Origin of the sequence: Allobosea sp. (genome assembly GCF_035944895.1) — a bacterium.
Classification (GTDB): Bacteria; Pseudomonadota; Alphaproteobacteria; order Rhizobiales; family Beijerinckiaceae; genus Allobosea.
Genome location: NZ_DASZAT010000005.1, coordinates 173,688 through 193,275 on the forward strand (window position 1 = coordinate 173,688; position 19,588 = coordinate 193,275).

At 66.8% G+C, this 19,588-nt stretch carries 18 protein-coding genes; 15 read left to right on the forward strand and 3 right to left on the reverse strand.

Annotated features, from left to right (window positions below; genetic code table 11):
* The first annotated feature begins 100 nt into the window (after positions 1–100).
* The 5 genes from VGV58_RS03245 (at position 101) to VGV58_RS03265 (ending at position 6,942) form a co-directional block, all read left to right on the forward strand.
* Complete coding sequence (locus tag VGV58_RS03245) at positions 101–1,465, forward strand: trypsin-like peptidase domain-containing protein (protein WP_326872537.1); 1,365 nt, start codon at positions 101–103, stop codon at positions 1,463–1,465.
* A 147-nt stretch (positions 1,466–1,612) separates the two neighbouring features.
* Positions 1,613–2,605: a tripartite tricarboxylate transporter substrate binding protein gene (locus VGV58_RS03250; protein WP_326872538.1), complete on the forward strand. Its 993-nt coding sequence runs from the start codon at positions 1,613–1,615 to the stop codon at positions 2,603–2,605.
* A 100-nt stretch (positions 2,606–2,705) separates the two neighbouring features.
* Positions 2,706–3,197, forward strand: coding sequence for a tripartite tricarboxylate transporter TctB family protein (locus VGV58_RS03255; protein ID WP_326872539.1), 492 nt, complete (start codon positions 2,706–2,708; stop codon positions 3,195–3,197).
* Between the two features lie 7 nt (positions 3,198–3,204).
* A complete protein-coding gene (locus VGV58_RS03260) occupies positions 3,205–4,707 on the forward strand; it encodes a tripartite tricarboxylate transporter permease (protein WP_326872540.1) in 1,503 nt (500 codons plus the stop codon).
* Between the two features lie 45 nt (positions 4,708–4,752).
* Complete coding sequence (locus tag VGV58_RS03265; RefSeq protein ID WP_326872541.1) at positions 4,753–6,942, forward strand: primosomal protein N'; 2,190 nt, start codon at positions 4,753–4,755, stop codon at positions 6,940–6,942.
* Positions 6,943–6,951: 9 nt separating this feature from the next.
* Here VGV58_RS03265 and VGV58_RS03270 read toward each other — a convergent pair whose 3' ends face one another.
* The gene (locus VGV58_RS03270; protein WP_326872542.1) at positions 6,952–7,308 is read right to left on the reverse strand and encodes an Ig-like domain-containing protein; all 357 of its coding nucleotides are present in this window, start codon (positions 7,306–7,308) and stop codon (positions 6,952–6,954) included.
* A 905-nt stretch (positions 7,309–8,213) separates the two neighbouring features.
* On the opposite strand from VGV58_RS03270, the gene VGV58_RS03275 reads away from it, so the two are divergent.
* The 5 genes from VGV58_RS03275 (at position 8,214) to VGV58_RS03295 (ending at position 13,364) form a co-directional block, all read left to right on the forward strand.
* Positions 8,214–8,786 carry a F0F1 ATP synthase subunit delta gene (locus tag VGV58_RS03275; protein WP_326873555.1) on the forward strand — a complete coding sequence of 191 codons (573 nt, stop codon included), beginning with the start codon at positions 8,214–8,216 and terminating at the stop codon, positions 8,784–8,786.
* A complete protein-coding gene (gene atpA / locus VGV58_RS03280; RefSeq protein ID WP_326872543.1) occupies positions 8,786–10,318 on the forward strand; it encodes a F0F1 ATP synthase subunit alpha in 1,533 nt (510 codons plus the stop codon). Before VGV58_RS03275 ends, atpA begins: the two co-directional genes overlap by 1 nt.
* A 98-nt stretch (positions 10,319–10,416) precedes the next feature.
* Positions 10,417–11,286, forward strand: a complete 870-nt coding sequence (locus VGV58_RS03285) for a F0F1 ATP synthase subunit gamma (protein WP_326872544.1) — start codon at positions 10,417–10,419, stop codon at positions 11,284–11,286.
* Between the two features lie 64 nt (positions 11,287–11,350).
* On the forward strand, positions 11,351–12,811 hold the full coding sequence (atpD, locus tag VGV58_RS03290; protein WP_414643855.1) for a F0F1 ATP synthase subunit beta: 1,461 nt from the start codon (positions 11,351–11,353) through the stop codon (positions 12,809–12,811).
* A gap of 139 nt (positions 12,812–12,950) precedes the next feature.
* A complete protein-coding gene (locus tag VGV58_RS03295) occupies positions 12,951–13,364 on the forward strand; it encodes a F0F1 ATP synthase subunit epsilon (protein ID WP_326872545.1) in 414 nt (137 codons plus the stop codon).
* 70 nt (positions 13,365–13,434) lie between these two features.
* Here the strand turns inward: VGV58_RS03295 and VGV58_RS03300 are convergent, their stop codons facing one another.
* On the reverse strand, positions 13,435–13,941 hold the full coding sequence (locus VGV58_RS03300) for an RNA pyrophosphohydrolase (RefSeq protein ID WP_326872546.1): 507 nt from the start codon (positions 13,939–13,941) through the stop codon (positions 13,435–13,437).
* Between the two features lie 120 nt (positions 13,942–14,061).
* Entirely contained in the window at positions 14,062–14,937 is an 876-nt protein-coding gene (locus VGV58_RS03305) for an HpcH/HpaI aldolase/citrate lyase family protein (protein WP_326872547.1), read from the reverse strand.
* 100 nt (positions 14,938–15,037) lie between these two features.
* On the opposite strand from VGV58_RS03305, the gene VGV58_RS03310 reads away from it, so the two are divergent.
* From VGV58_RS03310 to sdhD, 5 genes are all read left to right on the forward strand, one after another.
* On the forward strand, positions 15,038–16,747 hold the full coding sequence (locus VGV58_RS03310) for a serine/threonine dehydratase (RefSeq protein ID WP_326872548.1): 1,710 nt from the start codon (positions 15,038–15,040) through the stop codon (positions 16,745–16,747).
* Positions 16,744–17,472, forward strand: a complete 729-nt coding sequence (locus tag VGV58_RS03315) for an aspartate/glutamate racemase family protein (protein WP_326872549.1) — start codon at positions 16,744–16,746, stop codon at positions 17,470–17,472. Before VGV58_RS03310 ends, VGV58_RS03315 begins: the two co-directional genes overlap by 4 nt.
* A 76-nt stretch (positions 17,473–17,548) precedes the next feature.
* Complete coding sequence (locus tag VGV58_RS03320; RefSeq protein WP_326872550.1) at positions 17,549–18,610, forward strand: MaoC family dehydratase; 1,062 nt, start codon at positions 17,549–17,551, stop codon at positions 18,608–18,610.
* 179 nt (positions 18,611–18,789) lie between these two features.
* Positions 18,790–19,182, forward strand: a complete 393-nt coding sequence (gene sdhC, locus VGV58_RS03325; protein ID WP_326872551.1) for a succinate dehydrogenase, cytochrome b556 subunit — start codon at positions 18,790–18,792, stop codon at positions 19,180–19,182.
* A 12-nt stretch (positions 19,183–19,194) separates the two neighbouring features.
* Positions 19,195–19,587, forward strand: coding sequence for a succinate dehydrogenase, hydrophobic membrane anchor protein (sdhD, locus tag VGV58_RS03330; protein WP_326872552.1), 393 nt, complete (start codon positions 19,195–19,197; stop codon positions 19,585–19,587).
* The last annotated feature ends 1 nt before the right edge of the window (position 19,588 follow it).

The window sequence follows — 19,588 nt, forward strand, 5'->3', positions numbered from 1 at the left end:
TTGCGATCGATTGAGCCCTTCTCGCCTCTTGCCACTGCGGCAAGGCTGACGCTGAATGGCGCCGCGTCGCGGCGCGACCTTTGGAAAGACGGAGATGCTCGTGTTCAAGGTTCCCGCGCTGATCGGCACTGTCGCCATTCTCGCCTGCCTCGGCACCGCACAGGCGCAGCAACCGGCCGATCCGCGCCTGGCCGCAGCGACGCAGGCCTATGCCGCCTTGCCGGAGGCCGAGCGCAAGGCGATCCAGGCCGACCTGATCTGGACCGGGCACCTCAACAGCGCCGCCACCGGCAATTTCGGCCCGCTGACCTTCCGCGCCGTGAACGGCTTCAAGGCTGGACGTGGCCAGCCCGACGGGCAACTGACGCCGGCCGAACGGCAGGAGCTGGCGCGAATCGCGAAAACAGCCCGCGACGCTGCCGGTTTTGCCGTGATCACCGATCAGTCGACCGGCGTGCGCATCGGCATCCCGCAAAAACTCCTGCCAAAGCGCGAGGCGACGCCGGCCGGCGGCAGCCGCTGGCAGAGCGGCGACGGCAAGATCACGCTCGATGTCAGCGCTGGGCCGGCGACAGAGCCGCTGCAGGCGATCTTCGAGCGCGCCATCGCGGTCAATCCGAACATCCAGCGCAAGGTCACCTACAAGCTGCTGCAGCCGAATTTCTTCGTCGTCGCCGGCGAAACGCCGACCGGGAAGTTCTTCCGGCGGCAGGCGCTCGGCCCGTCGGGCCTGCGCGGCTTCTCGGTCGGCTATGACAAGGGCGTCTCCGCGACCTTCGACAAGGTGGTGACCGCGATCGCCGACAGTTTCGAGCCGTTTCCGAGCGGTGCAGCGCCGACGCCGGCGGCTCCCGGTGCACCTGCGGTTGCGAGCGTCCCGGCGCAGCCGGCGACCGAGCGCTTCGGCGTCGGCCTTGTCGTCGGCAAGGAGCTGGTGCTGACGGCGCGTAGCGCCATCGATCCCTGCAAGGGGCTCAAGGTTGGGGGGCGCCCGGCCAAGCTGCGGGTGCAGGATCAGGCGAGCGGGCTGGCGCTGCTCGACGTGCCCGGGCTCGCTTCCGGTGCCGTGCCGGGGCTGCGCGATGCCGCACCCGCCGCGAAAGAGGCGGTGGTCGTGCTCGCCTATGACGGAACCGCCGCCGCGCGGACCGCGGTCGCGCTGCCGGGAGAGGTGATGAGCGATGCCGTGCTCGCGCCCTTGCAGCCCGGTGGCGCCGGCAGCCCGGTCTTCGACCGGCAGGGCCGACTCGCGGGACTGATCACCGCCAATCCTTCCGACAAGGCCCTGATCGCGGGGGTGGCGCCGCAGCGGAACTACGCCATTGCTAGCGTCGCGCAGCTCAAGGCGGTGCTGGAGAAGGCCGATGCCAAGCCTGCGGCAGCTCCGGCAGGTGGCGAGCTTAGCACCGGAGCGATCGCCGAGGCCGCGGGCAAGAGCGTCGTGCCGGTCGCCTGCGGACTCTGAGCCCGTGATGTGATCGTGCATACAGCATACAAAGATTGTTGCCTCGCCAGAGGCAATCGGCTCTGATAGCGAGAATACCAAGGAAGCCGCGCTGCGAGGCGAAGAAGCTTTCAAGTTTTAAATCGATTGAACGGGAGGACACTGGTAATGAGCAGAATCAGCAGACGTTCGGTCCTTGCTGGCGCGGCCGCGGCTGGCGCGACGGGACTGATCGCACGCCCCGCCATCGGCCAGGCGCAATATCCAAGCCGGCCGATGACGATGATCTGTCCTTGGGGCGCGGGTGGCGGCACCGACGCGACGGCGCGTATCGTCGCGCAATTGCTGGAGAAAGATCTCGGCCAGCCCGTCAACGTGGTGAACCGCACCGGCGGCTCGGGGGTCGTCGGGCATCAGGCGATCGCCTCGGCCCCGGCCGATGGCTATACGATCGGCATGCTGACGGTCGAGATCGCGATGATGCGCCATCAGGGCCTGACCGAGCTGAAATCGAGCGACTACGCCGCTCTCGGCCTGATGAACGAGGATCCGCCGGGCGTGCAGGTTTCGGCCTCCAGCCCGCACAAGGACATCAAGGAGCTGGCCGCGGCGATCAAGGCGGCCCCTCATGGCAAGCTGAAAGCGTCCGGCACCGGCCAGGGCGGCATCTGGCATCTCGCACTGGTCGGCTGGCTGGTCGCGATGGGGCTGAAGCCGGACCATGTCGCCTGGGTGCCGTCGAACGGCGCCGCGCCCGGCATGCAGGACCTGGCGGCGGGCGGCATCGACATCGTCACCTGCTCGGTGCCGGAGGCGCGCGCGATGATCGACGCCGGTAAGGCCAAGGCGCTGGCGATCATGGCCGAGGCGCGCAATCCGCAGTTCAAGGACGTGCCGACCCTCAACGAGTCACTGGGGATCAACTACTCGGTCGGCGCCTGGCGCGGCATCGGTGCGCCCAAGGCGGTGCCGGCCGACATCCAGGCCAAGCTGACGGCGGCGCTGAAGAAGGCCTTCGACTCCAAGGAGTACCAGGACTTCATGAACTCGCGCGGCTTCGGCATGAAGTTCGCCGACGGGCCGGGCTTCGCCAAGTTCATGGCCGACAGCGACGCCTCGATGGCCTCGGCGATGAAGGCGGCGGGCCTGACCAAGGCCTGATCTCTCGCAAGCAGGACGGACGGGCGCGCGATGCCCGTCCGCTCCTCCGTTCCAATCGGCGCCGGTGTGGCGCAATCACAGTTCGACGAGAATCCGCAGCATGTTGTTGTCAGACCGCGTGACCGGGGGCGCGATCGCGACGCTCGGCGCCGCCGCCTTCTTCTACGGCTCGAAATTGCCGCCGGTGCCGGGCCAGCAGGTCGGGCCCTCCGCTTTCCCGATGGTCGTCGGCGCCGGGCTGGTGCTCTGCGGCGTGATGATCGTGCTCGGCATCGGCCGGCATTTCGAGGAGGTCGCCGAGGCCGACGTCGTCAGCCACAGCACGCCGGAAGAGCTTGAACCGCTGCCGGCCTGGCGCAACTGGCTGGCGCTGCTGCCGCCGGCGCTTTTGCTGTTCTATGCCTTCGCCTCCGAAAAGCTCGGCTTCCTGCCGACTGCGGCGATCATGGTGCTGACAGCGAGCCTCGCCTTCGGCGCCAGGCCCAAGCTCGCGGTGCCGCTCGCATTGATCGCGCCCTTCGTCATCAACCTGATCTTCCTCAAGCTGCTGCGCGTGCCGTTGCCCGACGGCCTGCTGCCCTTCCCCTGGTGAGGCCGCGATGAACACCGTCATCCAGGCCTTCGGCCTCGTCTTCCAGCCGGATGTGATGATCGCGATCGTCGCGTCCGCCTTCTATGGCCTCACCGTCGGGGCGCTGCCCGGCCTGTCGGCGACGATGGCGACGGCGCTGCTGGTGCCCGTCACCTTCTATCTCTCGCCGATCGCGGCGATCGCGACGATCATCACGGCGTCGGCTATGGCGATCTTCTCCGGCGACATCCCAGGCTGCCTGCTGCGCATCCCCGGCACGCCGGCCTCCGCCGCCTATACCGACGAAGCCTATGCGATGACCCGCAAGGGCGAGGCGGAGACCGCGCTCGGCATCTGCTTGTGGTTCTCGGCGCTCGGCGGCATCGCCGGCACGCTCTCGCTGATGCTGATCGCGCCGCTCCTGGCCGAGATGGCGCTGTCCTTCTCGACCTATGAGAACTTCTGGCTCGCCATGCTCGGGCTGATGTGCTCGACGCTGGTGGCGCGCTCCTCGCCGATCAAGGCGATCGCGGCGATGCTGCTCGGCCTCTTGATCACCTGCATCGGCATCGACAATCCCGGCGGCGTCGCGCGCTTCACCTTCGGCTCGACCGACCTGCTGGGGGGCATCGAGCCGATCCCGGCGCTGGTCGGCGTCTTCGCCTTGGCCGAGGTGATGCGGGCCTTGACCGAGCGCGAGCCGCCGAAGCTGGAGAACCGCCGGCTCGGTTCGATCCTGAAGGGCCAGTGGGCCCTGACCAAGAAATACCCGAAGCAGCAGGCGCGCGGGAATCTCATCGGCATCATCATTGGCGTGCTGCCCGGCGCCGGCGCCGACATGGCGGCCTGGGTCAGCTACGCCATGGCCAAGCGCTTCTCGAAAACGCCGGAGAAGTTCGGCACCGGCCATCCCGAGGGGCTGATCGAGGCCGGCGCCTCCAACAACGCCTCGCTCGCCTCGGGCTGGGTGCCGGCGCTGCTCTTCGGCATCCCCGGCGATACCATCACCGCGATCGCCATCGGCGTGCTCTACATGAAGGGGTTGAACCCCGGCCCGACCCTGTTCTCGTCGCAGGCGTCGAGCATGTACGCGCTCTACATCATCTTCATCATCGGCAACATCATCATGATCCCGCTGGGCATCATCATGATCCGGCTGGCGAGCAAGGTGGTCGGCGCGCCGCGCTCGGCGGTGATGCCGGTGATCATGATCTTCTGCGCGGTCGGCGCCTTCGCCACGGCGGGCAACAACCTGTTCGCGGTCTATTGCGTCGCCATCTTCGGCCTGATCGGCTTCGTGATGGAGAAGAACGGCTATCCGGTCGCGGCGATGGTGCTCGGCATCGTCATGGGCACAATGGTCGAGCAGAGCTTCGTGACCTCGCTGATCAAGTCGGACGGCTCGATCCTGCCCTTCTTCAGCCGGCCGGTCTCCTCGGTGCTGGCGGCGCTGACCTTCGGCGCGCTGCTCTGGCCGGTCCTCGTCTGGACGCTGGGCAAGCTCAGGACGCAGCGGCCGGCGGCGGCCTGAGGTTGCTGCCGGCTCCAGGGCCGAATCAGTGCTAGAGACGGGCGCATGGACGATGCGCTCGACGAAGGGCAGGGCGGTGGCGGCACGGTCGAAGTGCTGATCCCGCTCGGCCTCGACCAGGCCTATAGCTATGCCGTGCCGCCGGGGCTGAAGCTCGCCCCGGGCGATGTCGTGCAGGTGCCGCTCGGTCCGCGCGAGACGGTGGGCGTCGTCTGGGAAGCGGGCTCCGGCCGTGGTGGCAACCTGAAGAAGGTGGCAGGCAAGCTGGACATGCCGCCGCTCGATCCGGCCCTGCGCAAGCTGGTCGACTGGGTCGCCTGGTACACGCTCGCCGCCAAGGGCTCGGTGCTGGCGCTCGCACTGCGCCGCCCGCCCGACGATACGCCGGAGCGGCCGAAGCTCGGCGTCAGACTTATTGGCGCGCCGCCCGCACGGATGACGCCGGCCCGGGCGCGGGCCATCGCCGCCGCCGAGGGCGGTTTGTTGATCGGTAAATCGGCGCTGGCCGAGGCCGCCTCGGTCAGCACGGCGGTGATCGATTCCCTCGTCGATGCCGGCACCTTCTCGGTGGAAGCACTGCCGCAGGAGGCGATCGCGGCGCGGCCCGATCCCGATTACGCCAAACCGCAGCTCTCCGACGACCAGCGCGCTGTCGGCGATGCGCTCGCCGAGCTCGTTCGCAAGCAGGCCTGGCAGGTTGCGCTGCTCGAGGGCGTCACCGGCTCGGGCAAGACCGAGGTCTATTTCGAGGCGGTGGCGGAAGCGATCCGGCTCGGGCGGCAGAGCGTCATCCTGATGCCGGAGATCGCGCTGACCGCGCAGTTCATCGACCGCTTCGAGGCGCGCTTCGGCGTGCGGCCAGGCCTGTGGCACTCAGGCGTGAGCGGGCGCAGGCGCGAACGGCTGCAGGCGGCGATCGCCAAGGGCGAGGCGCTGGTGGTGGCGGGCGCGCGCTCGGCGCTGTTCCTGCCCTATCGGGATCTCGGCCTGATCGTCATCGATGAGGAGCACGAGGCCGCCTACAAGCAGGAGGACGGTGTCGCCTATCATGCCCGCGACATGGCGGTGGTCCGCGGCAAGATCGAGAACGCGCCGGTGGTGCTGGCCTCGGCGACGCCATCGCTGGAGACACGGGTCAACGCCGAGCGCGGCCGCTACCTCCACCTCAAGCTGCCCGAGCGCTTTGGCGGGCGTGAGCTGCCGACGCTCGGCCTGGTCGACCTGCGCAGGGACAAGCCCGAGCGCGGGCGCTGGCTCTCGACGGGGCTGATCAAGGCGGTCGAGGCCAATATCGAGGCCAGGGAGCAGTCGCTGCTCTTCCTCAACCGGCGTGGCTATGCGCCGCTGACACTCTGCCGCGATTGCGGCCATCGCTTCCAGTGCCCGAACTGCTCGGCCTGGCTGGTCGACCATCGCTTCCGGCGGGCGCTGGTCTGCCATCATTGCGGCCATGTCGAGCGTCGGCCGCATGAATGCCCAGCCTGCCATCAGCCCGAAAGCCTCGTCGCCTGCGGCCCGGGCGTCGAGCGCCTGGCCGAGGAGGTCGCGACCCTGTTCCCGCAGGCGCGCTCGATCGTGCTGTCGAGCGATTTTCCGGGTGGGACCGAGCGCCTGAAGCAGGAGTTGATGGCGGTTGCCGAAGGTGAGTTCGATATCGTCATCGGCACGCAGCTCGTCGCCAAGGGCCACAACTTCCCGGGGATGACGCTGGTCGGGGTGATCGATGCCGATCTTGGCCTGACCTCGGGCGATCCGCGTGCGGCCGAGCGCACCTTCCAGGTGCTCAGGCAGGTCACCGGCCGGGCCGGGCGCGGCGAGAAGCCGGGGCGGGCGCTGCTGCAGACGCACGATCCCAATCATCCCGTGCTGAAGGCGCTGATCTCGGGCGATCCCGAGCGCTTCTATGCGGCGGAGACGGCGGCGCGGGAGGCTGCCGGCCTGCCGCCCTTCGGCCGGCTCGCCGGGCTGATCGTCTCGGCGAATTCGCAAGGGGAGGCCGAGACGCATGCGAGGGCGTTGGCGCGCTGCGCCGAGGCGCCGGCCGGCGTCGCCGTGCTCGGCCCGGCCGAAGCGCCGCTCGCGATCCTGCGCGGGCGCCATCGCATGCGGCTGATCGTCAGGACGGCGCGCGAGATCAACCTGCAGGACTACCTGCGCGCCTGGCTCAAACGGGCCCCACGGCCGAAGGGTTCGGTCAGGGTCGCGATCGACGTCGATCCGCAGAGTTTCTTGTGAGCGCCGGACCTATTGGACGATCGCCTCATAGGTCAGCCTGGAACAGCCCGAGCCACGATAGTTGATGGCGCAGATATAGATCACATAGCTGTCCTGCCCTTTGAAGCCTGCCTTCGGCTTGTACAGGAACGAGAATTCACCGACCTGGGACAGGGTCCCGTTCTCGGGCTGCTGCATGATCACGGCCTTCTGGAAGCGCGCGTATACATAGCGGCAGCCATCGGCGTTCATGATCGAGCGATAGGTGGCCTTGTCGCTCTGCTCGACCCGGAAGGGCGGGCCCCGAGTCTGGCAGTCCGCGGTTGCGAGCGAGGCTCCCGTGCTGGCGAGGAGCAGGCCAGTGGCGAGGAGAGACGATCTCAGCATAGGGCTATGGGCACTTACCGGACCGTCACGTTGTAATTCCACCTTGCGCAGCCTGATTTACCAGACTGGTTGCCGCAAATATATATAACAAAATTATCCCTCCCTCTGAATCCGCTTCTCGGGCGGTAAAAGAATGATGATTCTGAGTCTTTTATCAATTCTCCGTTTATGGGTTGCTTCATGATGACCGTTTTCTCAATTACAATTATATTATGAGTTCTATTACCTGTTAAACTTCCAGACATAATAGTGTATCTACAGCCATTTTCATCCATGTCTGTCTTAATGTCGGACCTGCTATTATCATATAATATAAGTGAAGTTTCTTGAGTTTGGCAAGAAATGTTTCGTATTTGACCGAATGAAGGTGATTCAAAAAATAAGAAAGCGATCGATGATAGCAGTAAGAGGCGTATCATGGAGGATGCCTTTCCGTGATCTTAAGGTATGATCGTGCTAAATACGAATTATCGTCAAGCTATGCTCGATCGTAGACGATCTCTCGGTGTCTCAACGTTCAAATGCTGAGCCAGCCGCGGGTTCGGCGTTGCGAAGCGAGGGTTTCCGATCCAGCCTCTCTTTTCAGGCTGGAGTGGTGCGGCGTTGATCGCTTGGCGATCCGGATGCTTCACCGGTGTCGAATCGCGGAGTGGGCTCGTGGCGACGCGGGCGCCTGCGCCGCGCGCACGCGCCGGCTGCTTCTTTCGACCGCATCCAAAGCATGTGGGGCGGGTATTTCGTCGGTTGCGCACCCCGAAACCCCATGCTATCGCACCGCCGCAATCCAAGCGCCGCAAGCCCTGGAACAGGTTTGTCGCGCGCTTGATCATCGCAGTGTCGGGGCCGTGCACTCCACCTTCGTCAGAAGGTCGCCGGAGTGGCCCCCTGGAAGAGAGAGCGAGAGCGTGGCCGAGGGCGGATCGCAGGAACAGTCCCCAGTCTCGGGCGTGGCCGAGCGTTACGCGACGGCTCTGTTCGAACTGGCCAGCGAGGCCAAGACGGTCGATGCCGTCGCCAAGGACCTCGACGGCTTTGCGGCGATGATCGCCGAGAGTGATGATCTCAAGCGCCTGGTCGAGAGCCCGGCTTTCTCGGCGCAGGATCAGGTCTCCGCCATCACCGCGCTCACCGCCAAGGCCGGCATCTCCGGACTTGCCGCCAATTTCATCGGCTTCGTCGCCAGCAAGCGCCGCCTGTTTGCGCTGCCGGGCATGATCCGCGCCTTCCGTGCCAAGGTCGCCGAGGCCAAGGGTGTGGTCAGCGCCGAGGTCACGCTCGCCGAGCAGCCTTCGGCAGCGCAGCTCAAGGACATCACCGCCGCCCTCAAGGAGGTTGCTGGCAAGGATGTCGACGTTTCGCTCAAGGTCGACCCGGCCATCATCGGCGGTCTCGTCGTCAAGATGGGCTCGCGCATGGTCGATGCGTCCCTGAAAACCAAGCTCAATTCAATTCGTCTCGCTATGAAAGAGGTCGGCTGATGGACATCCGCGCCGCTGAAATCTCCGCTATCCTGAAGTCGCAGATCTCGAACTTCGGCTCGGAAGCCTCGGTCACCGAGGTCGGTCAGGTTCTCTCCGTCGGTGACGGCATCGCCCGCGTCTACGGCCTCGACAAGGTCCAGGCCGGTGAGATGGTCGAGTTCGAGTCGGGCGTGCGCGGCATGGCCCTCAACCTCGAGAGCGACAATGTCGGCGTCGTCATCTTCGGTTCCGACCGCGACATCAAGGAAGGCCAGACCGTCAAGCGCACCGGCGCCATCGTCGACGTTCCCGTCGGCAAGGAACTGCTCGGCCGCGTCGTCGACGCTCTCGGCAACCCGATCGACGGCAAGGGCCCGATCAAGGCCAAGACCCGCGCCCGCGTCGACGTCAAGGCCCCCGGCATCATCCCGCGCAAGTCGGTGCACGAGCCGATGGCGACCGGCCTCAAGGCGATCGACGCCCTGATCCCGATCGGCCGCGGCCAGCGCGAGCTGATCATCGGCGACCGCCAGACCGGCAAGACCGCCGTGGCGCTCGACACGATCCTCAACCAGAAGCCGCTCAACGTTGAAGGCGCCCCGGAGAGCCAGAAGCTCTACTGCGTCTACGTCGCCGTCGGCCAGAAGCGCTCGACCGTCGCCCAGCTCGTGAAGGTGCTCGAGGAGCGCGGCGCGATGGAGTATTCCATCGTCGTGGCGGCCACCGCCTCAGACCCGGCCCCGATGCAGTTCCTGGCGCCCTTCGCCGGCTGCTCGATGGGCGAATTCTTCCGCGACAACGGCATGCACGCCGTGATCATCTATGACGACCTGTCGAAGCAGGCCGTCGCCTACCGCCAGATGTCGCTGCTGCTGCGCCGCCCGCCGGGCCGCGAAGCTTATCCGGGCGACGTGTTCTATCTCCACTCCCGCCTGCTCGAGCGCGCGGCGAAGATGGGCGAGGCTGCCGGTCTCGGCTCGCTGACGGCGCTGCCGGTCATCGAGACGCAGGCGAACGACGTCTCGGCCTACATCCCGACCAACGTGATTTCGATCACCGACGGCCAGATCTTCCTCGAGACCGACCTGTTCTACCAGGGCATCCGCCCGGCGGTGAACGTCGGCCTCTCGGTGTCGCGCGTCGGCTCCTCGGCGCAGACCAAGGCGACCAAGAAGGTTGCGGGCAAGATCAAGGGCGAGCTCGCCCAGTATCGCGAGATGGCTGCCTTCGCCCAGTTCGGCTCCGACCTCGACGCGGTCACGCAGCGCCTGCTCAATCGCGGCGCCCGCCTGACCGAGCTGCTGAAGCAGGGCCAGTTCTCGCCGCTGAAGATGGAAGAGCAGACGGTCGTGATCTATGCCGGCGTCAACGGCTATCTCGATCCGCTGCCGGTCAACAAGGTCCGCGCCTTCGAGGACGGGCTGCTCTCGCTGGTCCGCGGCAAGCACGCCGACCTGCTGAACGAGATCGGCTCCTCGAAGGACCTTTCGGACGCGAACGCCGCGAAGCTGAAGGGTATCGTCGAAGGCTACGCCAAGTCGTTCGCCTGATCTTTGCGAGCGCAGCGAGGCAATCCAGCCCCGCTGCGCCAGTTCTGGATTGCTTCGTCGTTGCGCTCTCGCAATGACGGATAGGGGATCAAGACCGGATGCCGTCCCTTAAGGACCTACGCAACCGCATCGCCTCGGTGAAGGCGACGCAGAAGATCACCAAGGCCATGCAGATGGTCGCGGCCGCCAAGCTGCGTCGCGCCCAGAGTGCGGCCGAGGCGGCGCGTCCCTATGCCGAGCGCATGGAGACGGTGCTGGCGAACCTCGCTTCCGGCATCTCCGGGCCGGGCGCGCCGAAGCTGATCGGCGGGACGGGCTCCGACAAGGTGCACCTGCTCGTGGTCTGCACGGCCGAGCGCGGCCTCTGCGGCGCGTTCAACTCGTCGATCGCGCGCCTCGCCCGCGACAAGGCGCTGGCGCTGAAGGCCGAAGGCAAGACGGTCAAGTTCGTCTGCGTCGGCAAGAAGGGCTATGACATCCTGCGCCGGCAGTTCGCGGCCGACATCCTCGAGGTGATCGACCTGCGCGCCTTCAAGCAGCTCGGCTTCGCTAATGCCGAGACGATCGCACAGAGCATCCTGGCGCGCTTCGCCGCCGGCGAGTTCGACGTCGCGACGCTGTTCTTCTCGAAGTTCAAGTCGGTGATCTCCCAGATCCCGACGGCGCAGCGCATCATCCCGGCCGAGATCCCGGCCGGCACCAAGACGATGAGCGCCGTCTACGATTACGAGCCGGAAGAGAGCGAGATCCTCGAGACGCTGCTGCCGCGCAACCTCACGGTGCAGGTGCTGCGGGCGATCCTGGAGAACGCCGCCTCCGAGCAGGGCGCGCGCATGTCGGCGATGGACTCCGCCACGCGCAACGCCGGCGAGATGATCAAGAAGCAGACGCAGCTGTATAACCGCTCGCGCCAGGCGATGATCACCAAGGAACTGATCGAGATCATCTCCGGCGCGGAAGCGCTCTAACCGCCTAATTTGGGCCGGCGTGCCGGCCATCCGACACGCTGAACGCGAATCCGAGGTTCGAACCATGGCCAAAGCCGCTACCAAGACCAAGACCGACAAGCCCGCCAACACCGGCACCGGCCGCGTTGCCCAGGTCATCGGCGCCGTCGTCGACGTGCAGTTCGACGGCGCCCTGCCGGAGATCCTGAACGCGCTCGAGACCGACAACCTCGGCAACCGCCTCGTCCTCGAGGTCGCCCAGCATCTCGGCGAGAACACCGTCCGCACCATCGCCATGGACTCGACCGAAGGTCTGGTCCGCGGCCAGGCGGTCACCGACACCGGCGCGCCGATCGCGGTCCCGGTCGGCGACGAGTGCCTCGGCCGCATCATGAACGTCATCGGCGAGCCGGTCGACGAAGCCGGCCCGATCAAGACCTCGAGCACCCGCGGCATCCACCAGCCGGCTCCGAGCTATGCCGATCAGGCGACGGAAGCGCAGATCCTGGTCACCGGCATCAAGGTCGTCGACCTGCTGGCTCCTTACGCCAAGGGCGGCAAGATCGGCCTGTTCGGCGGCGCCGGCGTCGGCAAGACCGTGCTGATCATGGAGCTGATCAACAACGTCGCGAAGGCACACGGTGGTTACTCGGTGTTCGCCGGCGTCGGCGAGCGTACCCGTGAGGGCAACGACCTCTATCACGAGATGATCGAGTCGGGCGTGAACAAGAAGGGCGGCGGCGAAGGCTCCAAGTGCGCCCTCGTCTACGGCCAGATGAACGAGCCCCCGGGCGCCCGCATGCGCGTCGCCCTGTCCGGCCTGACCGTCGCGGAAGACTTCCGCGACCGTGGCCAGGACGTGCTGTTCTTCGTCGACAACATCTTCCGCTTCACCCAGGCGGGCTCGGAAGTGTCGGCGCTGCTCGGCCGTATCCCGTCGGCGGTGGGCTATCAGCCGACGCTCGCTACCGACATGGGCAACCTGCAGGAGCGCATCACCACCACCAACAAGGGCTCGATCACCTCGGTGCAGGCGATCTACGTTCCGGCCGACGACTTGACCGACCCGGCGCCCGCGACCTCCTTCGCCCACCTGGACGCCACGACCGTGCTCTCGCGCTCGATCGCGGAAAAGGGCATCTACCCGGCGGTCGACCCGCTCGACTCGACCTCGCGCATGCTCTCTGCCGCGATCGTCGGTGACGAGCACTACAATATCGCCCGTCAGGTCCAGCAGATCCTCCAGCGCTACAAGGCCCTGCAGGACATCATCGCGATCCTGGGCATGGACGAGCTCTCGGAAGAGGACAAGCTCGCAGTCGCCCGCGCCCGCAAGATCGAGCGCTTCCTGTCGCAGCCCTTCTTCGTCGCCGAAGTCTTCACCGGTTCGCCGGGCAAGCTCGTCGCGCTCGAAGACACGATCAAGGGCTTCAAGGGCCTGGTCGAGGGCAAGTACGATCACCTGCCGGAAGCCGCCTTCTACATGGTCGGCTCGATCGAGGAAGCCATCGAGAAGGCCCAGCGCCTGGCTGCCGAGGCGGCGTAAGCTCCAACACATGCGCCCGTCATCCCGGACGAGCCGCCTAGCGGCGCTGATCCGGGATCCATCGAAGGGCGTTGCGTTCTAGGATGGATTCCGGCGCGCCGCTTCGCGTCGGCCGGAATGACGGCGGAGAGATAGCAAGATGGCCACCTTCACATTCGAACTCGTCTCGCCGGAACGCATCCTGTTCTCCGGCGATGCCGTCAGCGTCATCGTGCCGTCGGTCGAGGGCGAGATGACCGTTCTCGCCGGTCACGCGCCGGTCGTTGCCGTGCTGAAGCCCGGCATCGTCCTGGTCCAGACCGACTCCAGCAATGGCAAGGAATTCTTCGTCTCGGGCGGCCTCGCCGAGATCAACGCGACGAGCGTCACCATCCTGGCCGAGCAGGCCCGCTTCCTCGAGGACGTCGACAACGCCGTCCTCGATCAGGAAATCCTGACCGCCGAGACCCGCCATGCCGGCTCGCATGACGAGGCCGAGAAGAAGCGCCTGCACGACCAGCTCGTGCAGCTGCGCGAGTTCAAGGGCGTGTTCGAGCAGCGCAAGGCTGCCTGAACCACCTCGCGCTAGCGACGAGATGCAAGGGGCCGCGCAAGCGGCCCTTTTTTGTTGCGTCGGGGGAGGGTCAGGGCGCCGGGACGGCGAACTCGGCAAAGGCCGCGACCACTTTCTCGTAGACCGCCCGCTTGAACGGCACGACGCGCTCCGGCATTTCCGCCAGCGGCAGCCAGGCCCATTCCGAGAACTCGGCCGGCTCGTCGCCATTCGGCTGGCTGATGTCGAACTCAGTGTCGTCGCCGCTGAAGCGGAAGGCGACCCAGCGCTGACGCTGGCCGCGGAAGGCGCTCAATCTGTGCGGCGGGCCGGCATAGGCGGGGAAGTCGTAGGCCCACCACTCCTGCGTGGCGGCGAGGAATGCGGCGCTGGTTACGCCGGTCTCTTCGGCCAGCTCGCGGCGGGCGGCAGCGACGATATCCTCATTCACATCGATGCCCCCCTGCGGCATCTGCCAGTCGAAATCCGGCAGGACGATCTCGGGCCCGGCGCTGTGCGAGCGGCCGGTGAAGACCCGGCCCTGCGCGTTGAACAGGGCGATGCCGACATTGGGGCGGTAGGGGAGGCAGGACGTCATGGCCTCCCGCTACCACGTCATTCCCGGCAAGGCGATGCTACCGGCCCCGGTGTCGACCGAGCGTGCCGTGATCCCGGGATTCCCCTCGGCCGCCCGGGATGACGGATCGCGAAGGCAGCCTCAGGCCGCGATTGCCTCGGCCAGCGCCACCACGCGCTTGGCCATTTCGGCATGCAGGCGCTCGACCATCCGGCCGTCGAGCTGGATCGCGCCCTTGTCGGCGTTCTCGGGCTCGTCGAAGGCCGAGATGATGGCGCGGGCACGCGCGAGCTCTGTCTCCTCCGGCGCGAAGACGCTGTTCGCCACGGCGACCTGGTTGGGATGGATCAGGGTCTTGCCGTCGAAGCCGAGATCGCGGGCCTGCTCGCATTCGGCCTTGAAGCCGGCATCGTCCTTGAGGTCGTTGTAGACGCCGTCGACCACGTCGACGCCATGGGCGCGAGCGGCGAGGATCGCCGTCGTCAGCCAGGGCAGCATCGGGGCGCGGCCGGGCACGAAGCGGGCGCGCGTCTCCTTGGCGAGGTCGTTAGTGCCGAGGATGAAGCAGGCGAGGCGGGTCGAGGGATCGCGGGCAGCTCGGGCGATCTTCTCGCAATCGAGAATGGCGAGCGGGGTCTCGATCATCGCCCAGACCTGCGTCTCCGGCTTGGCCCAGAGCCCGGTCAGGCGATGGCCGATCTCGATCAACGTTTCTGGCGAGGAAACTTTCGGTATCAGGATCGCGTCGGGCGCGGCCTCCGTTGCCGCGGCGAGGTCGGCGTCGAACCAGGGCGTGTCGATACCGTTGGTGCGGATGACCAGTTCGCGCCGGCCATAGCCGCCGGCCTTCACAGCGGAGCAGACCTGTTCGCGCGCCAGTTCCTTGGCGTCGGGGGCGACCGCGTCCTCGAGATCGAGGATCAGCGCATCGGCGGCGATCTCGCGGGCCTTCTCCAGGGCGCGGGCATTGGAGCCCGGCATGTAGAGGACGCTGCGGCGCGGACGGATGTCGGTCATATTGTCTCTCCGGATTGAGGGTCGCCGGGTTCGCTGCAGTGCACACTAAGCTGCGCCGCAATGCAATGTCAGTTCTGCGAAAGACGGATGACAGGCTGTGATGGGCTGGATTGCGGGTGTCGATGGTTGCAAGGCGGGCTGGATCGCGGCCTTCGCCGACCTTGCGGGGCGGGAGCCGCCCGTCTTTCGTGTCTTCCCGAGCTGGAGCGATCTGCTGAGCGGCCAGCGCGCGCTGGAGCTGATCGCCGTCGATATGCCGATCGGCCTGCCGGACCGGATCGCCGGTTCCGGGCGCGGGCCGGAACAGGCGGTACGCGCGCTGCTCGGCGATCGGCAATCCTCGGTGTTCTCGATCCCCTCGCGCAGCGCCGTCCATGCGGCGGACTATGCCGAGGCCTGCCGATTGGCGCTCGCCTCGTCGGAGCCGCCGCGCATGGTCTCGAAGCAGGGCTTCCACCTCTTCCCACGCATCCGCGAGATCGACGCCCTGCTGCGCGCCGAGCCGGATTGGCGGGCGCGCATTTTCGAGATGCATCCCGAACTCGCTTTCCGAACCATGCGCGGCGCGCCGCTGGTACAGCCGAAGAAGATCAAGGGCGTGGTGAACCCGGCGGGAATGGCCGAGCGCCGTGCCTTGCTGCTGGCGGCGGGACTGCCGGAGGCCATCGTCCATGCCAAACCGCCACGCGGCGCCGCGGCCGACGATGCGCTCGATGCCCTCGCGGCGCTGGTCGTCGCCCGGCACATTGCCGCCGGGCGCGGGAAGCCCTTCCCCGATCCGCCGGGACGCGATAGCCACGGTCTACCTATCGCGATCTGGACCTTTTCGGATCGCTCCCTCGTCCAGGATCCTGCCATGACAGACAAGCCTGTGCCGCGCTCGATGATCGAGGCCGCGGCTGATCGCATTGCCGGCCATGCCCGCACCACGCCGGTGATGCGGCTCGGCACCGGCGCCTTCGGCTCGCGCGCCGATGTCTCGCTCAAGCTCGAATGCCTGCAGCATGCCGGTTCGTTCAAGACGCGCGGCGCCTTCAACAACCTGCTCTCGCTCGATGTGCCCGCCGCTGGCGTCGCCGCTGCCTCGGGTGGCAACCATGGCGCCGCCGTCGCCTATGCCGCCGGCAAGCGCGGCGTGAAGGCGACGATCTTCGTGCCGGAGATCTCGCCGGCCGCCAAGATCGAGGCGATCCGCCGTTTCGGCGCCGAAGTCCGCATCGGCGGCGCGCAATATGATGACGCCCAGGCGGCCTGCGACAAGTTCGTGGCCGAGACTGGGGCGCTCAAGATCCACCCCTTCTCGGCCAAGGAGACGATCGCCGGACAGGGCACGCTCGGCCGCGAATGGCAAAGCCAGGAGCGCGATCTCGACACGGTCCTCGTCGCGGTCGGCGGCGGCGGGCTGATCTCCGGCATCGCCGCCTGGTTCGCCGGCACCAGCGTCAAGGTCGTCGGCGTCGAGCCGGAAGGTTCACGCTCGCTGCAGGCCGCCTTCGAGGCGAAGGGGCCGGTAACGGTGACCGTCGCCTCGGTCGCAGCCGATTCGCTGGGAGCCCGCAATGTCGGCCAGCTGGTCTATGACGTCTGCAAGGACACGGTCGACCATGTCGTGCTGGTGCCGGATACGGCGATCACCGAGGCTCAAGCGCTGCTCTGGCGTGATTTCCGCCTCGCGGTCGAGCCCGGTGGCGCGGCGGCGCTCGGTGCGCTGATCGCCGGCTCCTACAAGCCGCAGCCCGGCGAGCGCCTCGGCGTTCTCGTCTGCGGCGCCAATGTCGACCTCGCCAAGCTGATCGAGATCACCGCGTGAGCCGGCGGGGCATCGCGAAGGGCGGCAAGGCGCTCTATGGCGCGCCGCTGGGCGTGCTCATGCTGGAGGCGCGCTTTCCGCGCATCTTCGGCGACATGGGCAACGCCACGACCTGGCCCTTCCCGGTGCTCTACCGCGTCGTCTCGGGGGCGAGCCCGGAGAAGGTGGTGCTGAAGGGAGCGGCCGGGCTGCTCCCAGATTTCGTCGCGGCGGCGCAGGAGCTGGTCAGGCATGGCGCCGAGGCGATCACCACCAATTGCGGCTTCCTCTCGCTGTTTCAGCGGGAGCTCGCGGCGGCGGTCGGCGTGCCCGTCGCCACCTCCTCGCTGATGCAGGTGCCCTGGGTGCAGGCGACCTTGCCGCCCGGCAAGCGTGTCGGCCTCGTCACCGTCTCGGCCGCGACGCTGACGCCGCAACATCTTGCGGCTGTGGGCGTTCCCGCCGACACGCCGGTGACCGGCACCGAAAACGGCCGAGAATTCTTTCGCGTGCTGATCAAGGCGGAGAAGGAGGAGATGGATGTCGACCTCGCCGAGCAGGACGTGGTCGAGGCTGCCCGGCGGCTGGTCGCTGGTCATCCCGAGGTCGGCGCCATCGTGCTCGAATGCACCAACATGCCGCCCTATGCCGCAGCGGTGCAGGCGGCGACGGGCCTGCCCGTCTACGACATCTATTCGATGATCACCTGGTTCCACGCGGGCCTCAGGCCGCGCGACTTCCGCTAGCTCTCCACCATCCGACCGGCTTTACGGCGGGCCGCGCCGCAGCGCACAATGAAGTCCCGCCGCGAGAGCCAGGCCGATGTCCGAGATCACCAGCAAGACCAATACCGGCCGCTTCTTCGAGGATTTCAGGCTGGGCGAGACCATCGTCCATGCGACGCCGCGCACCGTGACGGCCGGTGACGTCTCGCTCTACACCGCGCTCTACGGGACGCGCTTTGCCGTGCAGTCCTCGGACGCCTTCGCCAAGGCCATCGGCTATCCGGCTGCGCCGATCGACGATCTCCTCGTCTTCCACATCGTCTTCGGCAAGACGGTGCCGGACATCTCGCTCAACGCCGTCGCCAATCTCGGCTATGCCGATGGCCGCTTCCTCAAGCCGGTCTTCCCGGGCGACACGCTCTCGACGACGTCGGAGGTGATCGGGCTGAAGCAGACCTCGGGCGGCGATGCCGGCATCGTCTATGTCCGCTCGATCGGCCGCAACCAGCACAATGAGATCGTGCTGAGCTATGCGCGCTGGGTGCTGGTGCGCAAGCGCCGGCCCGGCACGCCGGCGGAATTCGAGCTCGTGCCGGAGCTGCCCAGGAGCGTCGCCCCGGAGGCGCTGGGCGAGGGCTGCCCGCTGCTGCATCCTGCCGCCTATGACGATGCGCTTTCGGGCTCGCCTTTCCGCTGGGGTGACTATCGGGCGGGCGAACGCATCGACCATGTCGACGGCATGACCGTCGAGGAGGCCGAGCACCAGATCGCGACCCGGCTCTACCAGAACACCGCCAAGGTGCATTTCGACGCCTATGGCGCCCGCGAGACCCGCTTCGGCAAGCGCCTGATCTATGGCGGGCACGTCATCAGCCTGGCGCGCGCCCTGTCCTTCAACGGGCTCGGCAACGCCTTCCACATCGCGGCGATCAACGCGGGGCGCCATGTCTCCCCGCTGTTCGCCGGCGACACCGTCTTCGCCTGGAGCGAGGTGCTTGAGGCGGCCGAATTGCCGGGGCGCGAGGATGTCGGCGCGCTCAGGCTTCGCCTCGTCGCGACCAAGAACCTGCCCTGCAACGAGCATCCGCTGAAGCACGCCGACCAGTACGCGGACGGGGTGATCCTCGACTTCGACTACTGGGCGCTGCTGCCGCGCTGACGACCCGGAAGCGGCTGAGGGCAGGTTGTAACTCAGAAAGTTACAGATTTCGATTTCTGTAATCGCACAAATGCATACCGCATTGCGGCACGAGCATGGTTTCGTTAGAGAGCCATTCACTCTAGAACGATACCAAGCGATCTTCGCTTCGTGAGCTTGAAGGGTCGGGAGTTCAAGACTTGGCCGAGTCCAGACCGGCGGCACGCCCGCTTTCACCGCATCTGCAGATTTATCGCTGGTCCTGGACCATGGCGATGTCGATCGCCCACCGCGCCACCGGCTCGGCGCTCTATGGCGGCACGCTGCTGATCGCACTCTGGCTGATCGCGGCCGCTTCCGGCCCGGCCGCCTACGAGACCGCGCAGTGGATCGCCGGCTCCATTCTCGGCAAGCTCGTGCTGTTCGGCTACACTTTCGTGCTGCTGCATCACATGGTTGGCGGCCTCCGCCACTTCGTCTGGGATCTCGGCCACGGCTTCGACCCGCAGACCCGTACGAACCTGGCCAAGTACAGTGTCGTCGTCTCCGGCGGGCTCACCGTGCTCGTCTGGATCATCGCCCTGACGCGCTGAGGAACCAAGCCGATGCTCTCAAACTCCTCGATGCGCACCCCGCTCGGCCGTGTTCGCGGCCTCGGCTCTGCCAAGTCCGGCACCGGTCATTTCTGGCTGCAGCGCGTCACCGCCGTCGCCAACCTCATCCTGACGATCGGCTTCCTCTGCGTCGTGCTCTCCCTGATCGGCAAGCCCTATGGCGCCGCCATCGCGACGCTGGCCAAGCCGCAGGTTGCGATCCTGATGCTGCTCTTCGTGGTCTCAGGCGCCGTCCACATGCGCCTCGGCATGCAGGTTGTCATCGAGGACTATGTCCATCATGAGGGGCTGAAGATCCTCGCGGTGATGGCCAACACCTTCTTCGCGATCGCGGTCGGCGCCGCCTGCGCCTTCGCGCTCCTGAAGATCTCGTTCGGAGGCTGAT

What these genes read in the sequence shown, in the direction of transcription:
- VGV58_RS03265 (WP_326872541.1), top strand. Translation starts at nt 4,753, where the DNA reads ATGGACGATGCGCTCGACGAAGGGCAGGGCGGTGGCGGCACGGTCGAA.
- VGV58_RS03300 (WP_326872546.1), bottom strand. Translation starts at nt 13,941, where the DNA reads ATGACGTCCTGCCTCCCCTACCGCCCCAATGTCGGCATCGCCCTGTTC.
- atpA (WP_326872543.1), top strand. Translation starts at nt 8,786, where the DNA reads ATGGACATCCGCGCCGCTGAAATCTCCGCTATCCTGAAGTCGCAGATC.
- VGV58_RS03260 (WP_326872540.1), top strand. Translation starts at nt 3,205, where the DNA reads ATGAACACCGTCATCCAGGCCTTCGGCCTCGTCTTCCAGCCGGATGTG.
- atpD (WP_414643855.1), top strand. Translation starts at nt 11,351, where the DNA reads ATGGCCAAAGCCGCTACCAAGACCAAGACCGACAAGCCCGCCAACACC.
- VGV58_RS03285 (WP_326872544.1), top strand. Translation starts at nt 10,417, where the DNA reads ATGCCGTCCCTTAAGGACCTACGCAACCGCATCGCCTCGGTGAAGGCG.
- VGV58_RS03295 (WP_326872545.1), top strand. Translation starts at nt 12,951, where the DNA reads ATGGCCACCTTCACATTCGAACTCGTCTCGCCGGAACGCATCCTGTTC.
- sdhD (WP_326872552.1), top strand. Translation starts at nt 19,195, where the DNA reads ATGCTCTCAAACTCCTCGATGCGCACCCCGCTCGGCCGTGTTCGCGGC.
- VGV58_RS03305 (WP_326872547.1), bottom strand. Translation starts at nt 14,937, where the DNA reads ATGACCGACATCCGTCCGCGCCGCAGCGTCCTCTACATGCCGGGCTCC.
- VGV58_RS03320 (WP_326872550.1), top strand. Translation starts at nt 17,549, where the DNA reads ATGTCCGAGATCACCAGCAAGACCAATACCGGCCGCTTCTTCGAGGAT.
- VGV58_RS03310 (WP_326872548.1), top strand. Translation starts at nt 15,038, where the DNA reads ATGGGCTGGATTGCGGGTGTCGATGGTTGCAAGGCGGGCTGGATCGCG.
- VGV58_RS03255 (WP_326872539.1), top strand. Translation starts at nt 2,706, where the DNA reads ATGTTGTTGTCAGACCGCGTGACCGGGGGCGCGATCGCGACGCTCGGC.
- VGV58_RS03270 (WP_326872542.1), bottom strand. Translation starts at nt 7,308, where the DNA reads ATGCTGAGATCGTCTCTCCTCGCCACTGGCCTGCTCCTCGCCAGCACG.
- VGV58_RS03250 (WP_326872538.1), top strand. Translation starts at nt 1,613, where the DNA reads ATGAGCAGAATCAGCAGACGTTCGGTCCTTGCTGGCGCGGCCGCGGCT.